The 25,978-nt window shown below is 61.5% G+C and carries 19 protein-coding genes; 10 read left to right on the top strand and 9 right to left on the bottom strand.

Annotation, left to right across the window (positions count from 1 at the left end):
• Positions 1 to 72 precede the first annotated feature (72 nt).
• The 3 genes from LGM42_RS16650 to LGM42_RS16640 form a co-directional block, all read right to left on the bottom strand.
• Positions 73 to 1,971 (bottom strand): glycosyltransferase family 2 protein, encoded by a 1,899-nt coding sequence (locus LGM42_RS16650; RefSeq protein ID WP_226232736.1) that lies wholly within the window; start codon positions 1,969 to 1,971, stop codon positions 73 to 75.
• Positions 1,972 to 2,293: 322 nt separating this feature from the next.
• Complete coding sequence (locus tag LGM42_RS16645) at positions 2,294 to 3,694, bottom strand: ABC transporter ATP-binding protein (RefSeq protein ID WP_226232681.1); 1,401 nt, start codon at positions 3,692 to 3,694, stop codon at positions 2,294 to 2,296.
• On the bottom strand, positions 3,684 to 4,508 hold the full coding sequence (locus tag LGM42_RS16640) for an ABC transporter permease (protein WP_060312858.1): 825 nt from the start codon (positions 4,506 to 4,508) through the stop codon (positions 3,684 to 3,686). The genes LGM42_RS16645 and LGM42_RS16640 overlap by 11 nt, the downstream gene beginning before the upstream one ends.
• Positions 4,509 to 5,006: 498 nt before the next feature.
• Between LGM42_RS16640 and LGM42_RS16635 the strand changes: the two genes are divergently transcribed.
• The 5 genes from LGM42_RS16635 to LGM42_RS16615 all read left to right on the top strand — a co-directional run bounded on the left by LGM42_RS16635 (position 5,007) and on the right by LGM42_RS16615 (position 12,774).
• Entirely contained in the window at positions 5,007 to 6,377 is a 1,371-nt protein-coding gene (locus LGM42_RS16635) for an ABC transporter ATP-binding protein (RefSeq protein WP_060312860.1), read from the top strand.
• Positions 6,378 to 6,494: 117 nt separating this feature from the next.
• Complete coding sequence (locus tag LGM42_RS16630) at positions 6,495 to 9,890, top strand: methyltransferase domain-containing protein (protein ID WP_060312862.1); 3,396 nt, start codon at positions 6,495 to 6,497, stop codon at positions 9,888 to 9,890.
• 26 nt (positions 9,891 to 9,916) lie between these two features.
• Complete coding sequence (locus tag LGM42_RS16625) at positions 9,917 to 11,155, top strand: glycosyltransferase family 4 protein (protein WP_060313565.1); 1,239 nt, start codon at positions 9,917 to 9,919, stop codon at positions 11,153 to 11,155.
• A 14-nt stretch (positions 11,156 to 11,169) separates the two neighbouring features.
• Positions 11,170 to 11,748 (top strand): acyltransferase, encoded by a 579-nt coding sequence (locus LGM42_RS16620; protein ID WP_060312866.1) that lies wholly within the window; start codon positions 11,170 to 11,172, stop codon positions 11,746 to 11,748.
• A 48-nt stretch (positions 11,749 to 11,796) separates the two neighbouring features.
• Entirely contained in the window at positions 11,797 to 12,774 is a 978-nt protein-coding gene (locus tag LGM42_RS16615; protein ID WP_060312869.1) for a glycosyltransferase family 2 protein, read from the top strand.
• Positions 12,775 to 12,870: 96 nt separating this feature from the next.
• Here the strand turns inward: LGM42_RS16615 and LGM42_RS16610 are convergent, their stop codons facing one another.
• Positions 12,871 to 13,686: a sulfotransferase family protein gene (locus LGM42_RS16610; RefSeq protein ID WP_060312872.1), complete on the bottom strand. Its 816-nt coding sequence runs from the start codon at positions 13,684 to 13,686 to the stop codon at positions 12,871 to 12,873.
• Between the two features lie 275 nt (positions 13,687 to 13,961).
• Here LGM42_RS16610 and LGM42_RS16605 point away from each other — a divergent pair, with 275 nt between their 5' ends.
• From LGM42_RS16605 to LGM42_RS16590, 4 genes are read left to right on the top strand one after another with little or no spacing between them, the layout of a single operon-like run.
• Positions 13,962 to 14,789 carry a glycosyltransferase family 2 protein gene (locus tag LGM42_RS16605; protein ID WP_060312875.1) on the top strand — a complete coding sequence of 276 codons (828 nt, stop codon included), beginning with the start codon at positions 13,962 to 13,964 and terminating at the stop codon, positions 14,787 to 14,789.
• Positions 14,786 to 15,751, top strand: a complete 966-nt coding sequence (locus tag LGM42_RS16600) for a UDP-glucose 4-epimerase family protein (RefSeq protein ID WP_060312877.1) — start codon at positions 14,786 to 14,788, stop codon at positions 15,749 to 15,751. Before LGM42_RS16605 ends, LGM42_RS16600 begins: the two co-directional genes overlap by 4 nt.
• Before the next feature lie 7 nt (positions 15,752 to 15,758).
• Positions 15,759 to 16,778 carry an MraY family glycosyltransferase gene (locus LGM42_RS16595; protein WP_060312880.1) on the top strand — a complete coding sequence of 340 codons (1,020 nt, stop codon included), beginning with the start codon at positions 15,759 to 15,761 and terminating at the stop codon, positions 16,776 to 16,778.
• Between the two features lie 12 nt (positions 16,779 to 16,790).
• Positions 16,791 to 18,665, top strand: a complete 1,875-nt coding sequence (locus LGM42_RS16590) for a polysaccharide biosynthesis protein (protein ID WP_060312883.1) — start codon at positions 16,791 to 16,793, stop codon at positions 18,663 to 18,665.
• A gap of 103 nt (positions 18,666 to 18,768) precedes the next feature.
• Here the strand turns inward: LGM42_RS16590 and LGM42_RS16585 are convergent, their stop codons facing one another.
• Genes LGM42_RS16585 through LGM42_RS16565 form a run of 5 tightly spaced genes read right to left on the bottom strand, consistent with a single transcriptional unit; the run spans position 18,769 to position 24,206 of the window.
• Entirely contained in the window at positions 18,769 to 19,875 is a 1,107-nt protein-coding gene (locus LGM42_RS16585) for an MraY family glycosyltransferase (protein ID WP_226224122.1), read from the bottom strand.
• A gap of 27 nt (positions 19,876 to 19,902) precedes the next feature.
• The gene (galE, locus tag LGM42_RS16580; RefSeq protein ID WP_060965658.1) at positions 19,903 to 20,925 is read right to left on the bottom strand and encodes a UDP-glucose 4-epimerase GalE; all 1,023 of its coding nucleotides are present in this window, start codon (positions 20,923 to 20,925) and stop codon (positions 19,903 to 19,905) included.
• Positions 20,926 to 20,940: 15 nt separating this feature from the next.
• Entirely contained in the window at positions 20,941 to 22,077 is a 1,137-nt protein-coding gene (locus LGM42_RS16575; protein ID WP_059641926.1) for a glycosyltransferase family 4 protein, read from the bottom strand.
• A gap of 51 nt (positions 22,078 to 22,128) precedes the next feature.
• Entirely contained in the window at positions 22,129 to 22,953 is an 825-nt protein-coding gene (locus LGM42_RS16570) for a glycosyltransferase (RefSeq protein ID WP_226232680.1), read from the bottom strand.
• Positions 22,950 to 24,206 carry a lipopolysaccharide biosynthesis protein gene (locus tag LGM42_RS16565; RefSeq protein WP_059641920.1) on the bottom strand — a complete coding sequence of 419 codons (1,257 nt, stop codon included), beginning with the start codon at positions 24,204 to 24,206 and terminating at the stop codon, positions 22,950 to 22,952. The genes LGM42_RS16570 and LGM42_RS16565 overlap by 4 nt, the downstream gene beginning before the upstream one ends.
• 246 nt (positions 24,207 to 24,452) lie before the next feature.
• Between LGM42_RS16565 and LGM42_RS16560 the strand changes: the two genes are divergently transcribed.
• A complete protein-coding gene (locus LGM42_RS16560; protein WP_059574184.1) occupies positions 24,453 to 25,847 on the top strand; it encodes a phosphomannomutase/phosphoglucomutase in 1,395 nt (464 codons plus the stop codon).
• Positions 25,848 to 25,978 lie beyond the last annotated feature (131 nt).

The raw sequence follows: 25,978 nt of genomic DNA, 5'->3' as shown, positions 1-25,978 counted from the left end.
CCGGAGGCGGAAAGGGCGCAGCAGCGGCCTGCTCCATCATGTCGCACGCGCTTCACGCAAGCAGGCTTCGACTTACTCAAGCGTTCCGATGCGTGGAGGATTGGCCAGCGTGAACGGTAATACGTCCACGGCGAGGGAGAGATTCGGGTTGTATGCCGGGTCGCAGTTCAGTGCGGTACCCCATCGCTCTTCCATTCGACGCACCTCACCTACGAAGCGCTCGTACTTGTCTGCAGCCATGTCGGAACCGCGTGTTGCCGATTCGTAGTGGTACAACTCGGCGAACGGCGTCCAGACGTTTCGGTAACCTGCGTCCCGCACCCGCAAGCAGAAGTCCACATCATTGAAGGCGACGGCAAATGATTCGTCGAGGCCGTGCACTTCGTCATATATCCGTTTGCTGACAAGTAGGCATGCTGCCGTGACTGCAGACATGTTCTGCACGGATACGGCGCGGTTGAAGTAGCCGAAATTGCCCCGCTTGAGCATGTGGTGCATATGGCCCGCGATACCGCCTAGTCCCAGCAGCACACCGCCATGCTGAAGTGAATTATCCGGGTACCACAGGGCCGCACCGACTGCGCCGATGCCGGGTTGCGACGCGATGCCGACCATTTCATCGAGCCAGTCAGGCGAGATGACTTCGGTATCGTTGTTCAGCAGGCATAGGAAACTGCCGGTCGCTGCTGCTGCGGCTGTATTGTTCAGCGCAGAAAAATTGAACGGCGAGTCGTCCCTGATGATCCTGACGTTCGGGCGAAGCGATATCTCCGCGAAATAGGCGAGTGACGCCTCTTCGCTACTGCCGTTGTCGACGACGATGATCTCGTAGTTCGGGTATACCGTGCGTCCGACAATGCTCTCAACGCACTGGCGGAGCAATGCGATGCCGTCTCGCGTCGGGATGATGATGGATACTTTGGGGGCAGGGGAGGGTATCGCATACCTCACTCGGAAAACCGGCAACTCGCCGAAAGGTTGTTCCACGGTTGCGGCGATGCCGGAGCGCGCGAGATGACCTTCGATGGCCCGCTGTGCTGCCGTTGACGCATACGGCTTGGCGTGACTCGTTCCTGCCGTGCTGCTGGCCGTGATGCGCCAGTGATAGAGTACATGTGGTATATGAACGACGCTGTCATCGCCGGCAATCTCTACGCACCGAAGCGCGAGATCATAGTCTTGGCTTCCTTCGAACCCGAGCCGAAAGCCACCCGCTTGCCTTGCTAGCGCGGTTTCGATAACGCCAAGGTGCGAGAACAGATTCTGCGTACGGAACAACGCAGGATTCCAGTCGCACTTGAAGTACGGGGCCGTCCGTTGCCCATGCTCGTTCAGCTTGTCCTCGTCGCTGTAGAGCATGCGCGCGCGAGGGTAGCGATTGATGTATTGCGCAACGACAAACAGCGCGTGAGGTGGGAGGATGTCGTCGTGATCCAACAGGGCGACGAATTCACCGGTAGCCAGCGAAAGGGCGCTATTGCTGGCTTCGGAGATATGGCCATTCTCGGGACGAAACACCAGCCGGATTCGAGAATCCTGCGACTGATAGCGTGTCAGGATTTCGCGCGTAGTCTCGTCCGACGATGCATCGTCCGCGATACAGAGTTCCCAGAATGGATAGACCTGCTCCTGCACGGAATGGATCATTGCTTCGAGGTGCAACGGATTGCTGTTGTACGTCGGGACAACGATCGAAATGAGCGGTCGATGTTCGAATGATTGCAGCGCGCTCTCGGCGGCCGCACGTTCCGCGTCGCCGAATCGATCGAACCTGTTGATCCATTCGTGATAGACCGCGTCGGGCGGGGGGGCATCGGCGAATCCTACGCCATCCCGGAGGCGTCGGGATCGAGCAAGGATTCCCTGGAGACCTTCTCGCTTGAGCATGGTCGCATAGTGCACGAGCGCACTCGGCAGGCTACCGCGGACAACTGCTTGCCGTCGGATCGTTGCCGCGACGACGCCGGCCATGCGGATCGCAGAGGTCACTTGTCGAAGTGGCGATGTCAAACGCCATGATAGCGACGCGCGGATGCTTCGCAGTTCATCCTCGAGCCGGATTCGATCGGCTTCCGCATTTGCGCGCAGGATATTTTCCTTGCGCAAGCCCGCGAGTTCACGTTCGAGTTCGATAATGCGCCGCGCCAATGCGCTGCCCTCGACGTCGTCACGAGAGAGGGCATCGTGTTCTGTCGAATCGTGTGAGGCGCGGTGTTGGCCGGAAGTCATATAGGTAGTAAATCGGGGCCCAGTCGGTGTGGGGTGATCGCGTTCTCAAACGGACTGATGCGCGTTACGCGGTTTCGCGAACAAAGAGTTCGATACGATTCATAGGGACTCCAACGAGCCCGGTAGCGACACGGGCGGATTCCGATTTCACTATGATGGCATCGTGAACGCAGTCGAGCACACGAATCCGGTTGTCGAAAGGTGCTGCTGCCAGCACGGTGAACGCATAGTCACCAGGCGGAAGAATCGGCATGTCAAAGCGAAACTCTGCAACGACGTGGTTTCCGTCCGGAGACGGCGAGCCGGCTTCCCGCACCGCCAATACGCTGTCATCACCAAACAGCGGTTGCCCGAGTCGGTCCTTGACGAAGAATGCAATGTGCGGCGTGCTGGATTCGGTCCGGCGGACGCGAATTCGAAGCGAAACACGTTCGCCGCCCGTGACCCAAGTAACGGGGCTGCCTTTCGTGTTGGTGAGGGTCGTGGATTCAATCAGTATCGAGTCACGTTGCGCAGGAAGGTCATGCGGATCCAGGTCGATGCTCGGTAGTGCCGGCAGCGTCTCGATCGTGGTGCGCGGAAATTCGCTTCGCTGATCTGCTCGCGGCTCGTTGCCTGAGGCCGTCACGTTGAATTTCTTGGCGTCCGATTCAGCGCGCGACACGCCGTCATCACCGCGTTTCCGATAAAACGCCTCGAAGTAGTTCATGCAGACGGTTTTCGCACTTCCCGACTCGCGCATCACACCTCGATCCAGCCAGATGACCCGGTCGCACAGGCTACGGATGGCGGATGAATCGTGGCTGACGAATAAAACCGTCCCGGTCTGTTGAAAACGCCGCAGGAAGCGCATGCATTTTTGCGTAAAGAATGCGTCGCCCACAGCCAGCGCCTCGTCGATGACCAGGATGTCGGCATCGACGTGTGCGATGACCGCGAACGCGAGGCGGACGAACATGCCGCTTGAATAAGTCTTGACGGGTTGATCGATGAAATGACCGATATCGGCGAATGCAATGATCTCGTCGACGCGCGAATCGATTTGTTCGCGCGTCAGGCCGTGCAACTGACCATTGATGTAGATATTCTCCCGGCCGGAGTATTCGGCATCGAACCCGGAACCCAGTTCGAGCAGCGCTGCAATGCGCCCCCGGGTTTCCACCGTGCCGCTCGTAGGGGCAAGTGTCCCGCAGATGATTTGCAGTAATGTACTCTTGCCGGAGCCGTTTCGGCCAATGATGCCAACCGTTTCTCCGCGCGTAATCTCGAAATCAACATCTTTGAGGGCCCAGAACATCCGGGCGCAATCCCGTGCACGTTGGCGCAGCGATTCGCGCAAGGTTGGGATCGGCGCAAGCCCGCTCAGCAAGCTGAGGACACTGCGTTTCAGGCGGTCGGACGGTTTGCGATAGGACTCGAATCCTTTCGCGAGCGACTCGGCGCGGATGACAACATCAGATGACATCGGCAAAACCCCGGCGCGTCTTCTGGAACCATGCGAAGCCGATCCATGCAACGGCGATGGCCATGATCGAATAGATGGACCATCTATCCCAGTCGATCATGTGTCCCCAAATGAGAACGTCGCGGCCCTGTTCGATGGGGTAGGTCATCGGATTCAGATAGACGAAGCCGCGAAACTGTTCTGGGAGCGAAGACACGGGAAAGAACACGGGGGAAAGGAACATCATCGCGGTGATGACGATCCCCACGGTTTGTCCTATGTCGCGGAGATAGACGCCGGTGGCGGACAGAATCCAACTCACGCCCATGATGAATACGCAGAGCGGTGCGAGCACGATGGGGAACAGAAACGCAGTCAACGGCACGCTACCGACGACGATCCATTCGGCCACCAGCAGGATGCAGACGCTCACGCTAAGGTGAAACAGTGCCGATATCAACGTCACGCAAGGCAGGATCTCGAGCGGAAAGACAATCTTCTTGACGAAGTTGGAGTGGGAGAGAATTTGCCCCGGGGCCCTGTTTACGCATTCGGAAAACAGATTGAACACGATCATTCCGGCGAACAGCACCACGGCGAATTCGCCTTTTGATGCCGCGTGCGACGCGTCGTTCCAGCGTGACTTGAACACTTCGCTGAAGACGAACGTATAGACGCTCAGCATCATGAGTGGGGTGAGCAGCGACCAGAAGATGCCTAGAAAGGATCCCTTGTAACGTCCCACGGCGTCGCGGCGCGCGAGATCGAGCATCAGGCGGCGATTTTTCACCAGTGAAGCGGCGAGAGATCGCGGCGAAAGACTAAAGCTTTGCATAAGTTCGACGACAAGGTCAGCGGGGGTGGTACGGCACAGGGAGCCGGCGGGAAAGCGGATCCGTGCAGCCGCGATTCGATGACTGCAGGCGGGCGTCAGGCCGGTGCAGCACCTTCAATCCAGTGCTTTGCTCGGCCCTGAGGCCATTATGGTGCATGCGAATTATCGCATAGTGGTTCATCGGCGGACCAACGTCGCGTCCGTTGCGGCGTGTGTCGAAGTGTAAATCTCGAAAGCAATCCCGGCCGCGTGGGCGGCGGCGCGGATCGGTGCCGATTGTTGGCATTGTAGGCCGCGAGCCGAATCTGAACGGAATTTTGGGTTGGAGGAGTGCCTTACCCAAGCCATTGACGCCCGCTTTCCATATTGTGAAATGACGCGTCGTGGTACGATTCGTCGTTTACCATCCGCGACTGATGGCGTATCACGGGACCGATCCTTTGATCGTGATCCATAGGTTGGCATCGTGTCCGGACGGGATGCGAAGAATGAATTCATATGTCTGACAATATCGCGATCGAATCTCACGGCATCAGCAAGGGTTTTGAGTCCTACGAGCGACCCGGCGACCGGTTGAAGAGAGGAGTGCTGGGTGCTATTGCGCGACTTGCGCAAGGCTCCGCGACGCGACAAGCGACGCATCGGCAAGCGGAAGCGCAGTCGAACGTATTTTGGGCCCTTCATGACGTGAATTTTTCCGTCGCGGCAGGAGAAACCGTCGGCATCGTGGGGCGGAACGGGTCGGGCAAGAGCACCTTGCTTCAGATCGTCTGTGGCACGCTGGCCCCGACCAGTGGTGATATCGCCGTACGTGGCAAGGTTGCCGCGTTGCTCGAACTCGGCTCCGGCTTCGACGTCGAGTACACGGGGCGTGAGAACATCTATCTGAATGCGCAACTGTACGGGCTATCCCGTCAGCAGATCGACGATCGCTACGAGTCAATCGTCAATTTCGCGGATATCGGCGAGTTTATCGATCAGCCCGTCAAGACCTACTCGAGCGGCATGTTTGTTCGCCTCGCGTTCGCGGTCATCGCACACGTCGATGCCGACATCCTGGTCATCGACGAGGCACTGGCGGTTGGCGACGCATTCTTCAATCAAAAGTGCTTTCGTTTCCTGCACGAATTCAAGCAGCGCGGGACCATCCTGTTCGTCAGTCACGATACGTCGACGATCAGAAAGCTTTGCTCGCGCGTCATCTGGATCGACAGCGGGCGGATTATTGCGCAGGGAAAACCAGCGGACGTGTGCGCGGCGTATCTGGAGGCGCGCTACAGCACGACCGAAGCAGCATCTACGTCGGTGCCAGTGGAGGTGGAGCGTCACGACAGCGGAGTCGATTTCCGTCGCGAACGCTTCAACGCCTCCTCGTTTCGCAACGACATACAGGTGCTGGCGTTCAACCATCAGTCGCAGGCTTTTGGTGAAGGGGGCGCACGAATCGTCGACGTTGGATTCTTCGACGATCAGGCGCGCAGGCTCGAATGGGTCGTCGGCGGCGAAACGATTACGCTGCGCGTGACAATTGAAATCGACGAGCCGTTGCTTTCTCCGATCGTCGGTTTCTACCTGAAGAACGAGCGAGGTCAGGAACTGGCGGGAGACAACACGTTCGCAACCTTCGCTGAACGCCCCGTATCATGCGACGCCGGCGACGCGCTATGCGCGGAGTTCACCTTCATCATGCCGGTACTGCCGGTGGGCGCTTTCTCGATCAACGTCGCGATTGCGGAGGGCACGCAATACGATCACGTTCAGCATCACTGGATCCACGACGCGTTACCCCTTCGCGTGCACGCATCCCGCGTGAGACACACGCTCGTGGGCGTTCCGATGGTGTACGCCGGACTGTCCGGTGAGATGTAGCGCGGAACGGATTTGATCCACAGGCATGAGCAAAATCTCCCGGCATGAAGTTGTCGTCACGTGTTCGGCGAGATTACTTACAAGATTTTTGCAAGTTTGCAGAGCGGGATTTCTCAAATGACCAAGCAAGAGCGAATTTTTCGATTCAAAGCGTCGGAAGATGATCACTCGTTCACGGGTGAACGATATCTTCCGGGCGTTGCGGGGCCGATTCAGTACGAGCATTACCATCGATATCTTTTCTCGACGGCGATCTGTGCAGGCAAGGACGTGCTCGATATCGCCTCGGGGGAAGGCTATGGCTCTGCTTTGCTCGCGCAGTCAGCGCGCTCCGTGATCGGTGTCGATGTCGATCCGCAAGCAGTCGAAAATGCGAAGGGCCGCTATGGTGACGTACCGAATCTCCGGTTCGAGTGGGGTAGCGCCACGCAGATTCCTCTTGCCGACGCGTCGGTCGACATCCTCAACTCCTACGAGACGCTCGAGCATTTTCGCGAGCATGAGGCGTTCATGCGCGAGGCGCGTCGGGTGCTGAAGCCGGGCGGAATCATGATCATATCGACGCCGAACCGTCCGATCTATTCGCCGCCCGGGTCGCCGCCTAATGAATACCACGTACGCGAGCTCGATCGTGAGGAGTTCGTCCAGTGGCTCAAGAGCGGGTTTCAGAATTTCGTCCTTTATGAACAGAAGCCGCTTGCCGGATCGCTGCTCCAAAAGGAGGGGCGCAGCGGTGAACGTCGCGTCGCCTGCTGGTCCGAACGCGAGGTGGGCGAGTATCGCGAGACGGCGGGAGTTCTCGATCCCGTGTACTTCATTGCGATTGCGTCCGACGGACCGATACCGGAAATGGACGACAATCTGCTCGATGGTGGTGTGTCGTTCACACGTTACGATCAGGCACGCAACGCGCATATCGGTGCCCAGGCGGCCGAAATTGTTCGCCTGACGACGGAAACCATGGCACGCGGCGATGAAATCGGCCGTCTGACGGCCGAGGTAGTGCGGCTGACCGACGAAGTTCTCCGGCGTGATGAAGAGATCGGCAAGTTGACGGTCGAGACCGTGCGCTTGAACGACGTCATCATCGCGAACAATGCTGATATTGGCAGCCTGAAAGCCGAAGTCGATCGGTTGACTCGGACGGTTTCCGCGCTTACCGAGGCGGCCGAACGTCGCGACGAAGCGATGACGACTTCGCGCAAGGTGCTTGAATCTCTCGACGTGCAGAACAACACGTCGACTGTTCTCGCTGCTCGGGTCGACGAGTTGACCGACCAGTTGAAGCATGCGGAGGGCGTGCTCGGCACACAGGCTCAGGACAGCGACGGCAGGCGCGAGAACGATCCGTCGATGGTTGCATTGTTGACCGAGAACGAGAGTCTTCGGCGGCAGTTGAAGCAGATCACGAATTCCACTTCCTGGCGCGTGACGAAACCGCTTCGTTATGCCGCCCGCCGTATCCGCGCAAATCAGCAGGGTGCGAGCGCGACGCCGGCTTCGCGTCCCGCAGCGACGGCAGGGCTGCCCACATCGATCGCCGAGGTCGATGGGTTGTCGTCGTTGCCGCTCCGGCCATTCGAGCAAGCGTCGGCGCCGCGAGCGACGATCGTCGTGCTGCAATCGCAAGGCGGCACGGCGATCCGCGAATGCCTTGCGGCCCTGAGCCACCATACGACATCCGTCGCGTACCAGATATACGTGGTTGGCGAGATCGATGCAAAGCTGGTGACGGAGAGCGGTGTCCGTGTCATCGACGATCGTCATGCGGCCCAGTCGATATCCGAACTGGCCAAGCATGTCGGTGATTTGTCCGCGAGTGAATTCGTCGTCCTGATGTCGGACGTATTGCTGGCGCGTCCGGGATGGCTGGCGGCGATCGATGAAGCGTTCGAACGCTTCGCAGACGCATCGGCGGTCTCAGCGATCATCTTGGAAAGGAACGGAACGGTGCACGCCGCTGGCGGCGTAATCGATGCTGGTGCGCGTCTCCTTGCCGCGCATGCGGGCGTCAACAGCGATAACGTCGATATCCAGAATGTGACTGAGATCAAGGCGGCGAGCCCCGGATTCATCGCTATTCGAAACGTTGCCTGGCAGCGTACATCGCGTTTCGAGGAAGAGATGCCGGTCCTCACAACCGGTTTCGTTGCATTGGCGCTCGACCTATTTGCACGCGGAGAGAAAACCTACTTGCAGCCGTTCGCCCGTTTCGTCATCTCGGATGCGGCGCAAGCGAGCCGGCCGAAGAATGATGACAATTGGGATGATGCGTATCAGCGTTGGCGCCTGCGGCAGCATCACGACACGCTGTTCCGTGTCGAACGCCCATTTGGCGATGTGCTTGCATCTCCGCAGCGGCCGAAGGTCGTGATCGTCGACGCATTCGTGCCAAAGCCCGATCAGGATTCTGGATCGGTTGACGTCTACTGGTACATGCGGATTTTCCGCGAGTTCGGCTATGACGTGAGCTTCATTGCTGCATTCGAACAGTCGCCTCCTGTCGCCTATATGGACGCGCTGCGGCGTTGGGGCGTGCGCGTTCAGTGTGCGAGCGATCTCGCATCGCTGAACCAGTTGTTCATGGAAGAGGTTGCCGACGCGCGCGTAGTCGTCGCACAACGCATCATCGTTGCTCGTCATCTGGTCGAACCACTTCGTCGGGGCGCGCCGCATGTCAAGCTGGTATTTGGCACGGTGGATCTCCATTACCTCCGTGAAGAGCGCGCAGCGATCCACGACCGCTCTCCCGAAGCACTGGAAGAGGCATTGATGCTGCGGCGCACGGAAATTCAGACCGTGCGCGAAGCCGATGCGACCATCGTGGTGAGTCGTCTCGAATACGATGTATTGAAAGAGCTGGCCCCACAAGCAAACGTCCATCGCATTCCGATCCCGCGGATGCCGACCCGCTCGGGACGTACGTTCGATGAGCGGTCCGGCGTCGTCTTTGTTGGCGGATTCGCGCATCGACCGAATATCGATGCAGTGCAATTCCTGGTCGACGAGATTTGGCCGATCGTGAGGCGGAGCCAGCCTAGCGCGGAGTTGCGTATCGTCGGCAGTGGCGTGACCGATTACGTACGCTCGCTCGACAATCCAGCGACGGGTGTGAAGGTTATCGGATTCGTGGAGAATCTGGGCGACGTGCTCGACGTGGCTCGCGTATCAGTTGCGCCCCTTAGATTCGGTGCCGGTATCAAGGGCAAGGTGGTTTCAAGTCTGTTGCATGGCGTGCCGAGCGTGCTGAGCAAGATTGCGAGCGAAGGGATGGGTCTCGTTGCAGGCGAACAGGTGCTGGAAGGTGACAGTGCCGAAGATATCGCCGCGGCGATCGTCAAACTGCTCGAAGATCCTCAATTGTGGCAGCGCGTCGCCGATGCAGGGTTCGCGGCTGCGGTTGCAGAATACTCGGTGGAGACCGTTGCAGCCAGGATGTCTGCTCTGCTCGCATCGATCAACGTGCTCGATGGCGAGAGAGACTTGCGCCCTGGTGCATTCGACATCCACTGACCGTTCCACTCATATTGATCCTCGCCATGCTGCGTTCTCTGTTCTCATTGTTCCGTAAAGCACCGCCGCAAAGTCGTCCCCGTACCGACGGGAAGCTCGGTGTTGTAATCGAATTGGCGTCGTTCGACAAGGGCGGTCTCGAGAAGGTCGTGCTCGATTCTGCGATTGCGTTCGATCGGGCCCGTTTCGATGTCACCATCGTTACCCCGGGCAAAGTCGGACACCTTGGTACCGTCGCACGCAATGCCGGCCTGCGGGTGGTCGGATTGCCCGCAGCGAACACGCTCGCGGCTTACGAGAAACTGCTGACTGAGTTGAGCGTCGATATTTCGATGTCTCACTTCTCAAATACCGGTTATCCGCTGTTTGATCGCCTCGGGATTCCGAATATCACGTTCATCCACAATGTCTATGCGTTCTTTTCGGACGAACAGTCACGAGCGTTCGCCGACAATGATCGCTATGTCGATCGCTACGTTTCGGTTTCCAAGAACGCGACCCGCTTTGCTGTGACGAATCTCGGCGTGTCCGACAGCAAGGTAGTGACAGTGCCGAACGGCCTTATCCTGTCCGAACACGAAGCGAGGGAAAAGCAGCCTCCGAAGCTGACGCGCGCCCAGCTTGGCTTGTCAGATTCCGACTACGTGTTCGCGAATGTCGCTTCGTACAATCTGCACAAGGGGCACTACGTGATGGCGGATGCGATGCGCCATTTGCTGGCGCGCAGACGCGACGTCAAGATTCTCTGCGTTGGCAACGTGATCTATCCGCCTCACGTCGATGCGCTTCGCCACTATCTGGTCGAGCATGGTCTGGAGCAGCATATTCTGATGCCGGGATATTTCCCGGATGTCGAAGACGTACATCGCGTTACGGACGCGTTCCTCCTTCCGTCGTTCATCGAGGGCTGGAGCATCGCGATGAACGAGGCCATGTTCTATCGCAAGCCGATGATCCTCACCGACACAGGTGCATCCGCTGAAGTCATCGACGGTGACGATATCGGGATCCTGATCCCGAACGAATATGGCGATACGCCGAATCTGAACTCGAAGTTGCTCGACGAGCTTGCCTACGCACCGAGGGAATACAAGATTGGATCCGTCCTCGCGGATGCGATGGACCAAATGGCATCGAACGCTGCACAGTGGCGCGAAAGAGGGGCTCGCGGGCGCGACAAGATCTACGCGAGCTACAACTTTGCCGATATCGTGACGCGCTACGAATCGATCATCGAAGATGTGGTCAGGGCGCACAACCGATAACGGAAGAGGCGGATATGGTGAGTTCACTCAAGTCGTTTTACCGCTTCGTCAGGTGGCGCTTCAAACCTGCGGTTTGTTTCTACCTAGGCAATCACTTGTTCATGAATTACATGCCTTATCGAGTAAGGCATTGGTTTCTTGGCAGATTTTGTCAGGTGAAGATCGGTCGTGATTCAAGTATTGCGATGGGGTGCTTTGTTACGGGATATCACATCTCGATTGGGGATAATACCGTCATAAACCGATATACCTATCTGGATGGCCGCGTTCCGTTGACGATCGGAAACAACGTGAATATTTCGCACTATACGTTGATCCAGACGTTGACGCACGATCCGCAGAATCCGGATTTCGTATGCTTGTGCAAGCCGGTTGTCATTGAGGATCACGTTTGGATCGGTGCTCGCGCAATCATCAGCCCCGGCGTTCGTATCGGTGAAGGCGCGGTGGTGGGAGCGGGGTCGGTTGTGACACGTGATGTCGAGCCATACACGATCGTTGCCGGAAATCCGGCGCGGTTCATCAAGGAGCGGACGCGGGATCTGCGGTATCGGTCGCGCTACTTCCCGTTCTTTGATACCGATATCCAATGAACTCGTGTTTGAGTGTTTTCTGGATGAAATCATCGCCCGGTCTTGAATATGTCAATCTTTAAATTCCGCAAGTCGTCTGCGCCTGCGTCCGTTGCACGGGCGAACGCCACCATTTCCGTCGTTATCCCTTTATATAACCATGCGCGGTATATCGAAGGTGCGTTGCAGAGTGTGTTGTCGCAGTCCTCTCCTGCTGATGAAATCATATTGATCGATGATGGTTCGTCCGACGACGGATTTGACGTTGCGTCGCGGCTTCTTGCTAATGTTCCGTATGCGAGTGCCTATCGACAGGAGAATGCGGGAGCTCATAATACGATCAATCGTGCGATTGGTCTCGCTCGCGGCGACTATGTCGCGGTGCTCAATTCGGATGACGTGTTTGCGTTGGGGAAGCTCGCGCGTTGCCGCGAACTGATTCAGGAGCGCCCCGGCCTAGGGTTGATCGCGGGGCGTGCCGGCATTATGGACGACAACGGCGTCGAACAGCACACTGGCGTCGCGATCGACTGGCTGGCGCGTGCATACGGATTTCTGAGCGATACCGGGTTGCCGCAACTGGCATTGTTGAACGAGAATTTTGTCGCGACTACGTCGAACATGGTATTCAGTCGAGCGCTTTGGCAATCCGCAGGCGGATTCCAGCCCCTTCGCTACTGCCATGATCTCGATTTCTTGATGTACGCGTTCGCCTACGACAGTGTGTATATCGACCGGGACGTGAAGCATATCGTGTATCGCGTGCACGAAAGGAACACGATCAAGGAAGACTTGAGCAAGGTTCGGGTCGAGATCGCGGCTGTCATTGCGCAGGCACTTGCGATGTCGGGGCCGAGAATGTTCTCGGCGCGATTGGACGGGAGCGATCTTGATGCATTCAGGCGCTTCCTGCAGAACAAGGGGATGACGGAAATGCTGTGTTTTCTGCAGACCGTCTTACCGGCATTTCCGACTCGGTCGGCATTCTACGAATATGCTGTCGACGCACGAAATGCCGATGCATTTCGCGCGGCTGTGACAGGCTGACCTATCGCGACACCAAAGAGAGCAGGACGATCGAAGTTGCGCACGCATGGCTGCTCGTCCGTTCTCATGCCAGAGTTGGAGCGGACTGCTGCGTACTCAGATGTATCCGAACGCTTTCAGCCCTTCTGCCGCGGTAGTGCAACAGTGGGCGATGATGTCCGGTGGCAGGCTCGTCTGCCATGCCGTTGCACGGTCGTTCAGGAACGGCCGCGACAAGTTGAGGTGACTCTGATCATGGCGCAGTACCGGCGCGCGCTTCGAGTTGTCCAGCATGGCCTCTTCGAACGGTAGGCCGAGAAATGCGGTAGAGCGCGCCAGGACATCCTGTGGGTTCGAGACGAGGTCCTCGTAGCGCACGAGCAGGTAATTCGCGCGCTCGCGCATGGCATGGTGCAGGTGCAGATTTGTGTAATTCCACAAGCGAGGGAAGTATTCCTCGATGCCTGACGGAGCCCACGTGACGTTTTTGAGGGACAGCATCGTGCCCCGCACGTCGCGGACGATATGGAGAAACCTGATGTCAGAGTCCAGGAGTCCGACCTGTTCGAGCTTCCGGATCGAAAGAAGATCGTCGGGGGTTTTGTCTCCACTCAGCCGTTTCCCCGCATTGGATGCAATGCGGCCATAGATTGCTGTGAGCACGCCTGCCAGGGTCGGTTCGGCTTCAAGCAGTGCGTCATCGATCTCCGCAGGGGAAATATAGGGCTCGAGAACCTCGGAGAAGTCGTCCGTCGACTTGATGATCTTGCTGATCAGAGGACGGGCCACGGACCAGTCGCTGATGCAACCGATGACGTGCGCGATTGGACTGATGAGCGTGGTTTGGTTCGGGATGAAGATCTCGCTATGCAGATTGAGCGATTCCTTGAACAGAGTCGTTCCCGATCGAGGTGAGCCGAAAAGAATGAACATGCTGTGAGTATGAGATGCAATGGATGGCGGCTTGGCTGCAACACCGAATGAGTGGCGCGGACCCGCATGATCCATCCACCGCCAATCGGGTATGAGCCGACCCGGGCGACATCGTGGATGTCAGAACGTTCTTGCCAATGTCGCATGTCGTGCCACGATGTCGGCCAGATTATATGCCCACATCGACGGTGACATGGTAAATGGCTCCCTCGCAATGTTTGCCTTACGATGCGAACACTGGGCGTCATGTTCACTTCGATAATATTTGACTTGAGATGAGTACTTCGAGAGCCCCGCTGACCGTATCGATCGTCGTCTATCGGCCAGACGTCGAGCGCTTTTTCAAGACGCTCCAGAGCTTGCGCGACGCAGTGTGTGCGATGCGTCGACGTGATCCGAACTTTCACGCCGTAATCTGCGTGGTGGACAACGGCGGCACGGCCGATATCTGGGAGGACATGGCCAGGTTGAATATGGTGGGATTCGAGTGTTCGTCGTTGAGTGGCCACGGGAACGTCGGTTACGGCCGCGGACATAACCTGTCGATCGCGACGGCAAACAGCGAGCATCACCTGATTCTGAATCCGGATATCGATCTTGACGAGGACTCGCTCGTGCAAGCGTGGAGCTTTATGTGTAGTCGTCCAGACGTCGGGCTGTTGACGCCGAATATTTCTGATGAGAAAGGTGGCATCCAGTATCTATGCAGACGCCCTCCGGCAATATTCGATCTGCTGGTCAGAGGTTTTTTTCCGGCGAGTTGGAAGGCTCGGTTCGTGAAGCGTCTCGCGCGCTACGAGATGCGTGATGTGATCAACGATCACGATATCGTCGAGGATCCTCCCATCGTCAGCGGCTGCTTCATGCTGTTCCGCACTGAGGTTCTGAAGAAGCTCGGCGGCTTCGATCCGCGCTATTTCCTGTACTTCGAGGACTATGACTTGAGCCTGCGCACGCATGACGTCGCCCGCGTCGCGTATGTCCCATCGGTGCGCGTGGTCCATCACGGTGGTGGCGCGTCCCGTAAGGGCTTTGCGCACATCCGCATGTTCGCGGTATCGGCCTTCAAGTTCTACAACCGCTTCGGCTGGAGGCTCTGGTGACTCATCTCGTCGTTACGGGCGCGAACGGCTTCGTCGGCCGCGCAGTCTGTCGCCTCGCGTTGGAGGCCGGTCATACGATTACCGCGCTGGTGCGGCGCCCGGGTGGTTGCATCGAGGGTGTGCGTGAATGGGTATGCGACACCGCCGATTTCGGCGGCCTCGATGCAGGCTGGCCAACCGACCTTGCCGCCGATTGCGTCATCCATCTCGCCGCGCGCGTACACGTGATGCGCGACGAATCGCCCGATCCCGACGCCGCGTTCGACGCTACCAACGTGGACGGCACGCTGCGTCTCGCCGAGGCCGCGCGCCATCATGGTGTGCGTCGCATCGTGTTCGCGAGCAGCATCAAGGCGGTTGGGGAGTGCGACGGTGGGGTGCCGCTGTCGGAAGCATTCGAACCCGCGCCGCAGGATGCATACGGCCGCTCGAAGCTCCGAGCGGAGCAGCAACTCGCGCGGTTCGGCGCGTCGGCGGGGCTCGATGTCGTCGTCGTTCGCCCACCGCTCGTCTATGGCCCGGCCGTCCGCGCCAACTTCCTGCGGATGATGGACGCGGTCGCGCGCGGGATGCCGTTGCCGCTCGGCGCGGTTTCAGCGCGCCGCAGCATCATCTACGTCGACAATCTCGCCGACGCTCTGCTGCGTTGCGCAGTCGACCCGCGCGCGGCCGGTGAATGCTTTCATGTCGCCGATGACGACGCGCCCACGGTCGCGGGCCTGCTGCGCCTCGTCGGCGACGCACTCGGCAAGCCGGCGTGGCTGCTGACGGTTCCGCCGACCCTGTTGCGCGTGGCGGGCAGACTGACCGGCCGCAGCGCGGCCGTCGATCGTCTGACCGGAAGTCTGCAACTTGACACGGGTCGGATTCAGCGCGTGTTGGGTTGGCATCCGCCCTATACGACCCGTCAAGGCCTCGAAGCGACCGCCACATGGTATCGTTCGCGCGATACACGAAAATAAAAGTCACATGCTTCTCGCGAATCCCACCTGGCTCACCACGGTCGCAGTCGCCCTGGCCGCCGCGTTCGCCTCGGCGGCTATTCTCCGCGTACTGCTCGCCACCGGGTTAGCTTGGCGTCTTGCCACAGACATTCCGAACGATCGTTCGCTCCATACGTTGCCGATACCGCGCGTCGGTGGGTGGGGCATCGTGCCCGTCTGCGTCATTGCGCTGCTCACGCTGGCGCCCCGCCTGTGGCTGATCGCGCTCGCCGCTGCGGGGCTGGCTGCGATTTCGCAGATCGACGATCGGCGCGGGCTACCGGCCCGTGTCCGCTTCTCGGCACACTTGGCGGCGGTCGTCGCACTGATCGTCGTATTCCCGGCCGATGTGCCTTGGTGGCTGCTCGCCGGCGTGGGCTTCGCAATGGTCTGGCTGACGAACTTGTACAACTTCATGGATGGTGCCGACGGCCTCGCGGGCGGCATGGCACTGTTCGGCTTTGGCGGATACGCGGTCGCGGGGCTTGGCGATGTGTATGCTCCGGCTTCAGATCTCATAGTCGCCGGCGCAGCGGTCGCCGGCGCAGCGCTCGGCTTTCTTCTGCTCAATTTCCACCCCGCGAGACTGTTCCTCGGTGATGCGGGCTCGATTCCGCTCGGCTTTCTGGCCGGTGCACTCGGATACTGGGGTTGGCGTACCGATGTCTGGCCGATCTGGTTCCCTGCAATGGTATTCGCGCCCTTTATTGCCGACGCATCTGTAACACTTTTGAGACGCTTGTTACGCGGAGAAAAGTTTTGGCAGGCGCACCGCGAGCATTATTATCAGAGGATGGTTCGGTCGGGCGTCAGCCATGGTCGGACCGCTCTTTATTGGTACCTCATCATGCTCGCAGGCATAATTCTGGCCGTGTGGGCAAAGGGCCGCCCCGAACTGCAGCAATGGCTGTCGTTCCTCGCTTGGTATGGCGTCCTGGCATGGTTCGGATGGTTGATCGACATGCGCTGGCACCGGTTTCAAGCGGCCGCCGAAAACAATTCTTGAGGTTTCCCGCCGATGTTGCGATCCAGAGCATCTTGGCTGTCCCTGAGTGCTTTCCTGTTCGACCTGACGGCGGTTGTTGCCGCATGGTTATTCGCCTATCTTGTCCGATTCAACGGTAGCGTTCCGTCCGATTTCATGGGCGGCGCGTTGATGGCGCTGACATGGGTGTTGCCGGTCTACGCATTGATGTTCCGCGGGTTCGGCCTGTATCGCGGGCTGTGGGTGTTCGCGAGCCTGCCCGATCTGATGCGCATCGCGAAGGCAGTGGTCGGCGGGGGCGTGATCGTGATGATCGGCGCCGTGATGTTCCAGCCGCAGCCGATCATCCCGCGCTCGGTGCTGCTTGTGTCGCCGCTGATGCTGTTCCTGGCGATGGGCGGGGCACGTGCGCTCTATCGAGCGACGAAGGAGTACTACCTGTACGGCGGACTCGTCGGAAAGGGCAAGCCGGTGCTGGTGCTCGGCGCCGGCACGGCCGGCGCGAGCCTCGCACGTGAGCTGTCGCGCTCCGGCGAATGGCGTCTGGTTGGCCTGCTCGACGACGACGTCACGAAGCAGGGCCGCGAAATCTACGGCTACAAGGTGCTGGGCTCGTTCAACGACCTCAAGCACTGGACCGAGGCGATGAAGGTCGAATACGCGATCATCGCGATTCCGTCGGCGTCGGTCGAGACCCAGCGTCGCGTCGCGACGCTGTGCGTGCGCGCCGGCGTGAAGGCGATGGTGCTGCCGTCCCTGACCGCGCTGATGCCGGGGCAGGGCTTCCTGTCGCAGGTACGGAACATCGATCTCGAGGATCTGCTCGGTCGCGACGCCGTGACTATCGATACGCCGCACGTCGAGGCGCTGCTGCGTGGACGCGTCGTGATGGTGACGGGCGCGGGCGGCTCGATCGGTTCCGAGCTGTGCCGGCAGATCCTGCGCTTCGCGCCTGCCCAACTGGTCGCGTTCGATCTGTCCGAATACGCGATGTACCGGCTGACCGAGGAATTGCGCGAGCGCTTCCCCGATCTGCCCGTGGTGCCGATTATCGGCGATGCCAAGGATTCCCTGCTGCTCGACCAGGTGATGTCGCGCCACGCACCGCACATCGTGTTCCACGCGGCCGCCTACAAGCACGTGCCGCTGATGGAGGAGCACAACGCGTGGCAGGCGCTGCGCAACAACGTGCTCGGCACTTACCGCGTGGCGCGCGCGGCGATTCGCCATGACGTGCGTCACTTCGTGCTGATCTCGACCGACAAGGCCGTTAATCCGACCAACGTGATGGGCGCGAGCAAGCGCCTGGCCGAAATGGCGTGCCAGGCGTTGCAGCAGACGAGCGGGCGCACGCAGTTCGAGACGGTACGCTTCGGCAACGTGCTCGGTAGCGCGGGCAGTGTGATCCCGAAGTTCCAGCAGCAGATCGCGAAGGGCGGCCCGGTGACGGTCACGCACCCGGAGATCACGCGTTTCTTCATGACGATTCCGGAAGCGTCGCAGCTTGTGCTGCAGGCGTCGAGCATGGGGCGTGGCGGCGAGATTTTCATTCTCGACATGGGCGAACCGGTGAAGATCGTCGATCTCGCGTGCGACCTGATTCGCCTGTACGGGTTCTCGGAAGAACAGATCCGCATTGAGTTCACCGGGCTGCGGCCGGGCGAGAAGCTCTACGAGGAACTGCTCGCGGACGACGAGGCGACGACGCGCACGCCGCACCCGAAATTGCGGATCGCGCGAGCACGTGAAGTGCCCGACAATTTCCTCGACGCGCTGCTGCCGTGGCTGATGCAGCACCGCGTGCTGTCCGACGACGAAGTGCGGCGCGATCTGCGACGCTGGGTGCCCGAGTACCAGACAGCCGCCGTGCCGGCACTGAAGAGCGTGCGGGTCGCGTCGAACCGCTGATAGCTGCGCTCGCGCCGGCGCAGCAGCCGTTTCCCCCAAAAGAAAAGCGCCCCGCGAGGCGCTTTTTCATGTCTGGCCGTGAGCGGCTCGGTGGTTCGACCGTTCAGCGGCCTTGCCGCGTCTTCCTCACCACCATCCACCGCGGCGCCCTGAACCTGACGATACTGAGATAAAGCCACACATAAGTCAGCGCGAACACCACGACAAAAACGAACAGATGCACGGTATGCCGCCAGAACAGCGTCGCCGGAATCACCGCGACGAGGCACAGCAGCCACAGATAAGGTGAGGTAAGCGAATTCCGCCGCGTCAGATCGTGCGCATGCTTCGTCCCCACGGCCCACCGCATCAGCCGTTTGTACACGAGCATATGCAGATGCACGCCGTCCGGAATCCCCGGCGACATCCCGCGGATGAACTTCTTCCGGTAGATCGAGAAGCAGGTCTCGAAGATCGGATACATGAACAGCAGCACCGGATACCACGCGGACACCTCGCGGTTGCGCATCACGAGCATGATCGCGAGCTCCGCGAGCATGAAGCCGATGAAATACGCGCCGCCGTCGCCGAGAAAGATCAGCCCGGCCGGGAAATTCCACAGGAAGAAGCCGAGCACGGCGCCCATCATGATGATCGACGCGGACATCACGACCGGGTCGTTGACGTGGAACGCGACATACGCGAGCGACGCGAACATCATGAAGCTGACCATCGACGCGAGCCCGTTGAAGCCGTCGATGATGTTGATCGCGTTCGCGAGCGCCGCGACCGCCAGCACGGTGATGAACGCCGAGATGGCCACGTAGCCGAGCAGAAAATCGAGCGGCGGCACGCTGATGCGCTTGACCGCGATACCGAGCAGCCAGAACGCCAGCGCGGCCGCGCCCATCGTGCACAGCAGCCGCGCGCGGGGCGACACGCGCTTGGTCAGGTCCTCGACGAGGCCGGACAGGAACGCCGGCAACCCGCAGGCGACGATCCCGAGAATGCTGCCGGCGATCGTCGGGTAGCGTCGCGACACGACAAGTGCGGCAATCACGACCCCGGCGAGGATCCCGATGCCCCCCACTCGCGGCACGGGCCGCACGTGGAATTTCTGCACGCCGGCCAGGTCGCTGTCGATCGAGAATTTCTCGTGAAGGTGCGCGTAGCGCACGATGAACAGCGTGACGAGCAAGGAGACGATAAAGCCGGACGCGAAGCTGAGCATGGGATCGCTCGAAAAATGGACAGCGGATTATACAAAACCGCGCGGGTTCCCCTCCTGCCATCGCCAGTGGTCGGCGCACATTTCCTCGATGCCGAGCGTCGCACGCCAGCCGATGATGTCGGCCGCGGCCTGCGGGTTCGCATAGCACTCGGCGATGTCGCCCGGGCGGCGCGCGACGAGTTCGTACGGCACCGGGCGGCCCGACGCCTTCTCGAACGCACGTACGACTTCCAGCACGCTGTAGCCCTGACCGGTGCCGAGGTTCACGACGAAGCTCGCGTCGCGCGTGGCCAGCGCATCGAGCGCGGCGATGTGCCCCTTCGCGAGATCGACGACGTGGATGTAGTCGCGCACACCGGTGCCGTCCGGCGTCGGGTAGTCGGAGCCGAACACGCGCAGCTTTTCCAGCTTGCCGACCGCGACCTGCGCGACGTACGGCATCAGGTTGTTCGGGATGCCGGCCGGATCCTCGCCGATCAGCCCGCTCGCGTGCGCGCCGACCGGGTTGAAGTAGCGCAGCGTGGCGATGCGCCACGACGGATCGGACACCTCGAGATCACGCAGGATCTGCTCGGCGATCAGCTTCGACTGGCCGTACGGGTTCGTCGCGGACAGCGGGAACGATTCGTCGATCGGCGAGCGCTCGGGCACGCCGTACACGGTCGCCGACGAGCTGAACACGAACTGCCGGACGTTGCGCTCGCGCATGACCTTGAGCACGGCGAGCAGGCCGCCGATGTTGTTCTGGTAGTACTCGAGCGGCTTCGCGACCGATTCGCCGACGGCCTTGAGCGCCGCGAAATGAATCGTGCCGGTGATCGGGTGCGCGTCGAACACCTTCGCGAGCGCGGCTTCGTCGCACACGTCGACCTGGTGGAACGCGGGCGTCTTGCCCGTGATCCGCTCGATGCGTCGCACCGATTCAGCCTTGCTGTTCACGAGGTTGTCGACGATCACGACGTCGTAGCCGTTGTCGAGCAGCTCGACGGCCGTATGCGAGCCGATATAGCCCGCGCCGCCGGTAACGAGGATGGTGCCTTTAGCGGACATTGTTGATGCGCTCCTTCAGAGTGTGAATCCCGTCAACGAATGGATGGTCTCCCTGTAGCGTTCGACGACCTGCTGTTCGTCGAATTCCGCCGCGACCTTGTGTCGGCCGCGTGCGCCCATCGCCGCGCGGCCTTGCGGCCCGAGCGCGATCATGCGAATCAATTGTTCCGCGAGGCTTCCGCTGTCGCGCACGCGGCACAGGAACCCCGTTTCGCCGTCGGCGACGACGTCGCGGCAGCCCGGCACGTCGGTCGCGACGATCGGTCGGCCCATCGCCGATGCCTCCATCAGCGTGCGCGGCACGCCTTCGCGGTACGACGGCAGCACGACACAGTCGGCCGCCGCGATGTGCGGGCGCACGTCGTGCGCTTCGCCGAGATACTCGACGATGCCTTCGCCGACCCACGCGTCGACGTCCGCGCGACCGATCGCGCTTGGATTGTCGACGCCGAGCGGCCCGAGCAACTGGAAGCGCGCGTTCGGAAAGCGCTCGCGCACGACACGCGCGGCTTCCACGTATTCACGCACGCCCTTGTCCCACAGCAGCCGGCCGATCAGGATGAAGACGGGCGCGTCGCCGCCCGGCAGCGGCACGGGCGAGAACTGGTCGAGATCGACGCCTTCGCCGTGCAGCAGCCGCGCGCGCTCGGGATGCGCGAGCAAGCGCTCGTCGGTGAAAGTGGCGAGATCGTCACGGTTCAGGAACCACACCTCGCGCGGAAAGCGGAACGCGAACCGGTACAGGCGCTTCGCGATGCTCGCCGCGCGGCTCTTCTGGATGAACACGTAGCCGAGGCCCGTCGTCACCGCGATCGACGGCACGCGCGCGAGCCATGCGGCCACCGAGCCGTAGATGTTCGGCTTGATCGTGTAATGGAACACGAGGTCGGGCCGCAGCGCGCGGTAGTGGCGCGCGAGCGCGGCGAGCGTGCCGAGATCCTCGCGCGGGCTCGTGCCTTTCGACGCGACCGCGAGCGCGACGTAGCGGCAGCCCATCTGTTCGAGCAACGGCACCGTGCGGTCGTGCGGCGCGATCACGATGACCTCGGCGCCGCGCGCGACGAGCGCACGGATCAGCCCGTGGCGATACGTATGGATCGCCCAGGCCGTGTTGCAGACGAGCGCGATGCGCAGCGGAGAGGTGGCGGACATGAAAAAAAGAAAAAATAAAGCGTCGAAATTGCCGAACGGGCCGGATGCGCGTCAGGCGGACGGCCGCGCGGCGAACAGCGTCTGCTTGATGCGCTGCAGCGTACGGTACGGCGTCACGAAGTGCAGCAGGTTCTTGGCGAGGCCGGCCCAGTCGTACGGGTTCAGCGCGTTGAAGTGGCGCAGCAGCAGCGTGAGCGTCGACACCAGTTGGCGCCGGCGCTTGGTCGCGCTGATCCCGCCCTCGTTAAGCTCGTAGTACAGGCCGAGTTCCGGCAGGTTCGCGCAATCGTAGCGTTGCATTAAGCGTAAAAAAAGATCGAGATCCTCGGCCGCGCGGTACTTGGCCCGATAGTTGCCCACTTCGCGCACGGCGTCGATGCGCAACATGACCGACGGATGCACGAGCGGCGAGCGCAGGAAGCGCGTGCGGCGCAGCGTGCGCGGATCGGCGGGCGGCGTGAGCATGAAGCGCGGCTCGCCGGCGCGCGACACGACCTGCGTCCACATGCCGACGCAGGCGACGCGCGGGTGGGCGCCGAGATACGCGCGCTCTTTCGCGAGGCGCCGCGGCGCGGCGAGATCGCCCGCGTCGATGCGGGCCGCGTAGCGGAAGCCGCGCGCGGCGAGCGCGTCGATGCCGGCCGCCAGCGCGCGTTCGATGCCGCCGTTTTGCGGCATGCGCAGCACGTCGATCGCGAGGCCCGGCAGGTCGGGCGCGACGATCGGCGGCGTGCTGCCGTCGTCGACGATCAGCACGTGCACGCGCGCATCCTCGCGAAACGACGCGAGGGTCCGGACGACGTCGTCGTGCCCGTTGTAGGCCGGCATCAGCACGGCCACGTCGTCGAGCGGGGGCGGGCTATCGGAGGGCGTCATGTTCGCAGCTTGAAACGGATGTAATAAAAGTTGACGGCGGCAGCAGCCAGGTAGCCGGCGGCCAGCCCGACGAGCGCGCCGTACAGGCCGAGCCGCGGGATCGCGAACAGGTTCACGAGCGCGGCGATCGCCAGCGCGAGCAGCCATTTCGTGAGCAACACGAATTTTGCTTGATATTTGAGAACGATAAGATTGCCTATCGCCTCGATGCCGGCCGGCACGGACAGCCACACGGCCCAGCGGAAGATGTCGACCGACGCCTCGTAGCCGCGGCCGAACACCTTGCCGACGATCAGCGGGGCGGCGGCGTCGAGCACGAGCGCGCCGGCCGTCATCAGGCCGGCCGTCATCGCGATCAACCGGACGATGTTGCGGCGCAGCCGCGCGACGTCCTGCACGCGGTAGACGAAGGCGGGCGCGATGGTCTGCGCGAGCATCAGCGCGAGCGTGATCCAGTTCTCGTTGAGCTGCTGCGCGGCCGAGTAGCGGCCGAGATCGGCGAACGACACATGGCGCTCGAGCATCAGGCGGTCGAGCTTCAGGAACAGATACATGCAGATGAGGCCGAGCCAGAACACGGTGCCGGCCGTCGCAAAGTGCCGGAACAGCGGCCTGTCGAACGTCCAGCCGAGCGCGCCGCCGTTACGATGCCGGTAGTACAGCAGCAGCGCGAAGCCGATCGCGGCGGCTTCCAGCGCCCACAGCCACGCGAAGCGGGCGGGGCCGGCGGCCGCGCGCACCAGCAGCCATACGAGCAGCGCCTTGGCGAGCGCGGTGACCATGCTGGCGACGAGCTGCGGCTTGCTGTAGGTCATGCTCTGCAGCCACGCGTTGATCACGCCGACGAACGGCTCGCGGAACACCATCGTGACCGCGAGGCCCGCGAGCATCGCGCCGACCAGCGGGTCGAAGGCGCCCGCGGCGATCGCGATCCAGGTCGCGGCGAGCGCGGCGACCGACACGGCGATGCGCAGCACGAACGCGCTGCCGAGCACCGCGCCGAGCTGGGCGGGCGGGCGCTGGACGATGGTCGGGACGAGGATTTCCGCGCCGCACACCCAGGTGAGCGGCGCCAGTACCAGGAGCAGCGTATTCGCATACTGCCATTTGCCGAACACATCTGGCCCGAAATAACGGGCCAGCAGGCCGCTGATCGCGATCGCGACGCCGATCTGTGTAAGCCGTTCGAGCCCCAGCCAGACGAGGTTCGCGACGGCTTTCGCGACGTCCGGGTTGCCGAAGCGCTTCAGCATGCGCGGCAGCGGCGGCGCGCTGGCAGGGCGGCCGGAAGCGGCGGGTGGGCGGCGGCGGGACGGCCAGGCATTAAAATGGGCGATATGCGCGTCATCGAAACCCGCGATTATAAGTGGGATCGCGACCGCGCCAGCCGTTCCATTCCTTGTTTTGCGGGGCCGCATGTATCATGCGCGGCACCGGCGAGAGGCGGCCAGCCAAGCCAGACAATTTTCCATGCACGCAACTGAGAGAGAAGAGAATCGATGATCTCCCAATCCATCTTCAAGGCATATGACATCCGTGGCGTGGTCGGCAAGACGCTCGACGTCGACACGGCGCGCGGGATCGGCCGCGCATTCGGCAGCGAAGTGCGTGCGCAGGGCGGCGATGCGGTCGTCGTCGCGCGCGACGGCCGCCTGTCCGGGCCGGAACTCGTCGGCGCGCTGGCCGACGGCCTGCGTGCTGCGGGTGTCGACGTCGTCGACGTCGGCATGGTGCCGACGCCGGTCGGCTATTTCGCGGCGAACGTGCCGCTCGCGCTGAAGGGCGGCGAGCGCCGCGTCGATTCGTGCATCGTCGTCACGGGCAGCCACAACCCGCCCGACTACAACGGTTTCAAGATGGTGCTGCGCGGCGCCGCGATCTACGGCGAGCAGATTCAGGCGCTGTACCGCCGCATCGTCGACGAGCGGTTCGAGACGGGCAGCGGCACGTATGAGGAAATCGACGTCGCCGATCAATACATCGCGCGCATCGTCGGCGACGTGAAGCTCGCGCGGCCGCTGAAGCTGGTCGTCGACGCCGGCAACGGCGTCGCGGGCCCGCTCGCGACGCGCCTGTTCAAGGCGCTCGGCTGCGAACTCGTCGAGCGCTTCACCGACATCGACGGCACGTTCCCGAACCACCACCCCGATCCCGCCCACCCGGAAAACCTGCAGGACGTGATCCAGGCGCTGAAGGACACCGATGCGGAACTCGGCTTCGCGTTCGACGGCGACGGCGACCGCCTGGGCGTCGTCACGAAGGACGGCCAGATCATCTATCCGGACCGCCAGCTGATGCTGTTCGCCGAAGAAGTGCTGTCGCGCAACCCGGGCGCCCAGATCATCTACGACGTGAAGTGCACGCGCCATCTCGCGCAGTGGGTGAAGTCGAAGGGCGGCGAGCCGCTGATGTGGAAGACGGGCCACTCGCTGGTCAAGGCGAAGCTGCGCGAGACGGGCGCGCCGCTCGCCGGCGAAATGAGCGGCCACGTGTTCTTCAAGGATCGCTGGTACGGCTTCGACGACGGCCTGTACACCGGCGCGCGCCTGCTCGAGATTCTCGCGAAGACGGCCGATCCGAGCGCGCTGCTCAACAGCCTGCCGGACGCGATGAGCACGCCCGAACTGCAGCTCTGGCTCGACGAAGGCGAGAATTTCCGCCTGATCGACAAGCTGCAGAAAGAAGCGAAGTTCGAGGGCGCCGAGGAAGTCGTGACGATCGACGGCCTGCGTGTCGAATACCCGGACGGCTTCGGCCTCGCGCGTTCGTCGAACACGACGCCGGTCGTCGTGATGCGTTTCGAAGCCGAGACGCAGGAAGGGCTCAAGCGTATCCAGGAAGACTTCCGCCGCGTGCTGACGGCCGCGAAGCCGGACGTCAAGCTGCCGTTCTGAGCGCCGGCGGCCGGCGGGCCGCCCGTACGACGGCCGTTCATCGGCCGTGTTCATCCCGAAAAGCGGCGCGCGCCCCGGGCGCGCGGCCGCTTTTTGTCTGTCCGGTCGTCCGGCCGCGATAAAATCCCCCC

Source organism: Burkholderia sp. AU39826 (genome assembly GCF_020419965.1).
Lineage (GTDB): Bacteria > Pseudomonadota > Gammaproteobacteria > Burkholderiales > Burkholderiaceae > Burkholderia > Burkholderia semiarida.
This window is presented reverse-complemented; position numbering and strand designations above follow the sequence as displayed.

Excerpts from the sequence above, each read along its gene's own strand:
- LGM42_RS16650 (WP_226232736.1), bottom strand. The coding sequence starts at position 1,971 with ATGGCCGGCGTCGTCGCGGCAACGATCCGACGGCAAGCAGTTGTCCGC.
- LGM42_RS16645 (WP_226232681.1), bottom strand. The coding sequence starts at position 3,694 with ATGTCATCTGATGTTGTCATCCGCGCCGAGTCGCTCGCGAAAGGATTC.
- LGM42_RS16640 (WP_060312858.1), bottom strand. The coding sequence starts at position 4,508 with ATGCAAAGCTTTAGTCTTTCGCCGCGATCTCTCGCCGCTTCACTGGTG.
- LGM42_RS16635 (WP_060312860.1), top strand. The coding sequence starts at position 5,007 with ATGTCTGACAATATCGCGATCGAATCTCACGGCATCAGCAAGGGTTTT.
- LGM42_RS16630 (WP_060312862.1), top strand. The coding sequence starts at position 6,495 with ATGACCAAGCAAGAGCGAATTTTTCGATTCAAAGCGTCGGAAGATGAT.
- LGM42_RS16625 (WP_060313565.1), top strand. The coding sequence starts at position 9,917 with ATGCTGCGTTCTCTGTTCTCATTGTTCCGTAAAGCACCGCCGCAAAGT.
- LGM42_RS16620 (WP_060312866.1), top strand. The coding sequence starts at position 11,170 with ATGGTGAGTTCACTCAAGTCGTTTTACCGCTTCGTCAGGTGGCGCTTC.
- LGM42_RS16615 (WP_060312869.1), top strand. The coding sequence starts at position 11,797 with ATGTCAATCTTTAAATTCCGCAAGTCGTCTGCGCCTGCGTCCGTTGCA.
- LGM42_RS16610 (WP_060312872.1), bottom strand. The coding sequence starts at position 13,686 with ATGTTCATTCTTTTCGGCTCACCTCGATCGGGAACGACTCTGTTCAAG.
- LGM42_RS16605 (WP_060312875.1), top strand. The coding sequence starts at position 13,962 with ATGAGTACTTCGAGAGCCCCGCTGACCGTATCGATCGTCGTCTATCGG.
- LGM42_RS16595 (WP_060312880.1), top strand. The coding sequence starts at position 15,759 with ATGCTTCTCGCGAATCCCACCTGGCTCACCACGGTCGCAGTCGCCCTG.
- LGM42_RS16590 (WP_060312883.1), top strand. The coding sequence starts at position 16,791 with ATGTTGCGATCCAGAGCATCTTGGCTGTCCCTGAGTGCTTTCCTGTTC.
- LGM42_RS16585 (WP_226224122.1), bottom strand. The coding sequence starts at position 19,875 with ATGCTCAGCTTCGCGTCCGGCTTTATCGTCTCCTTGCTCGTCACGCTG.
- galE (WP_060965658.1), bottom strand. The coding sequence starts at position 20,925 with ATGTCCGCTAAAGGCACCATCCTCGTTACCGGCGGCGCGGGCTATATC.
- LGM42_RS16575 (WP_059641926.1), bottom strand. The coding sequence starts at position 22,077 with ATGTCCGCCACCTCTCCGCTGCGCATCGCGCTCGTCTGCAACACGGCC.
- LGM42_RS16570 (WP_226232680.1), bottom strand. The coding sequence starts at position 22,953 with ATGACGCCCTCCGATAGCCCGCCCCCGCTCGACGACGTGGCCGTGCTG.
- LGM42_RS16565 (WP_059641920.1), bottom strand. The coding sequence starts at position 24,206 with ATGCTGAAGCGCTTCGGCAACCCGGACGTCGCGAAAGCCGTCGCGAAC.
- LGM42_RS16560 (WP_059574184.1), top strand. The coding sequence starts at position 24,453 with ATGATCTCCCAATCCATCTTCAAGGCATATGACATCCGTGGCGTGGTC.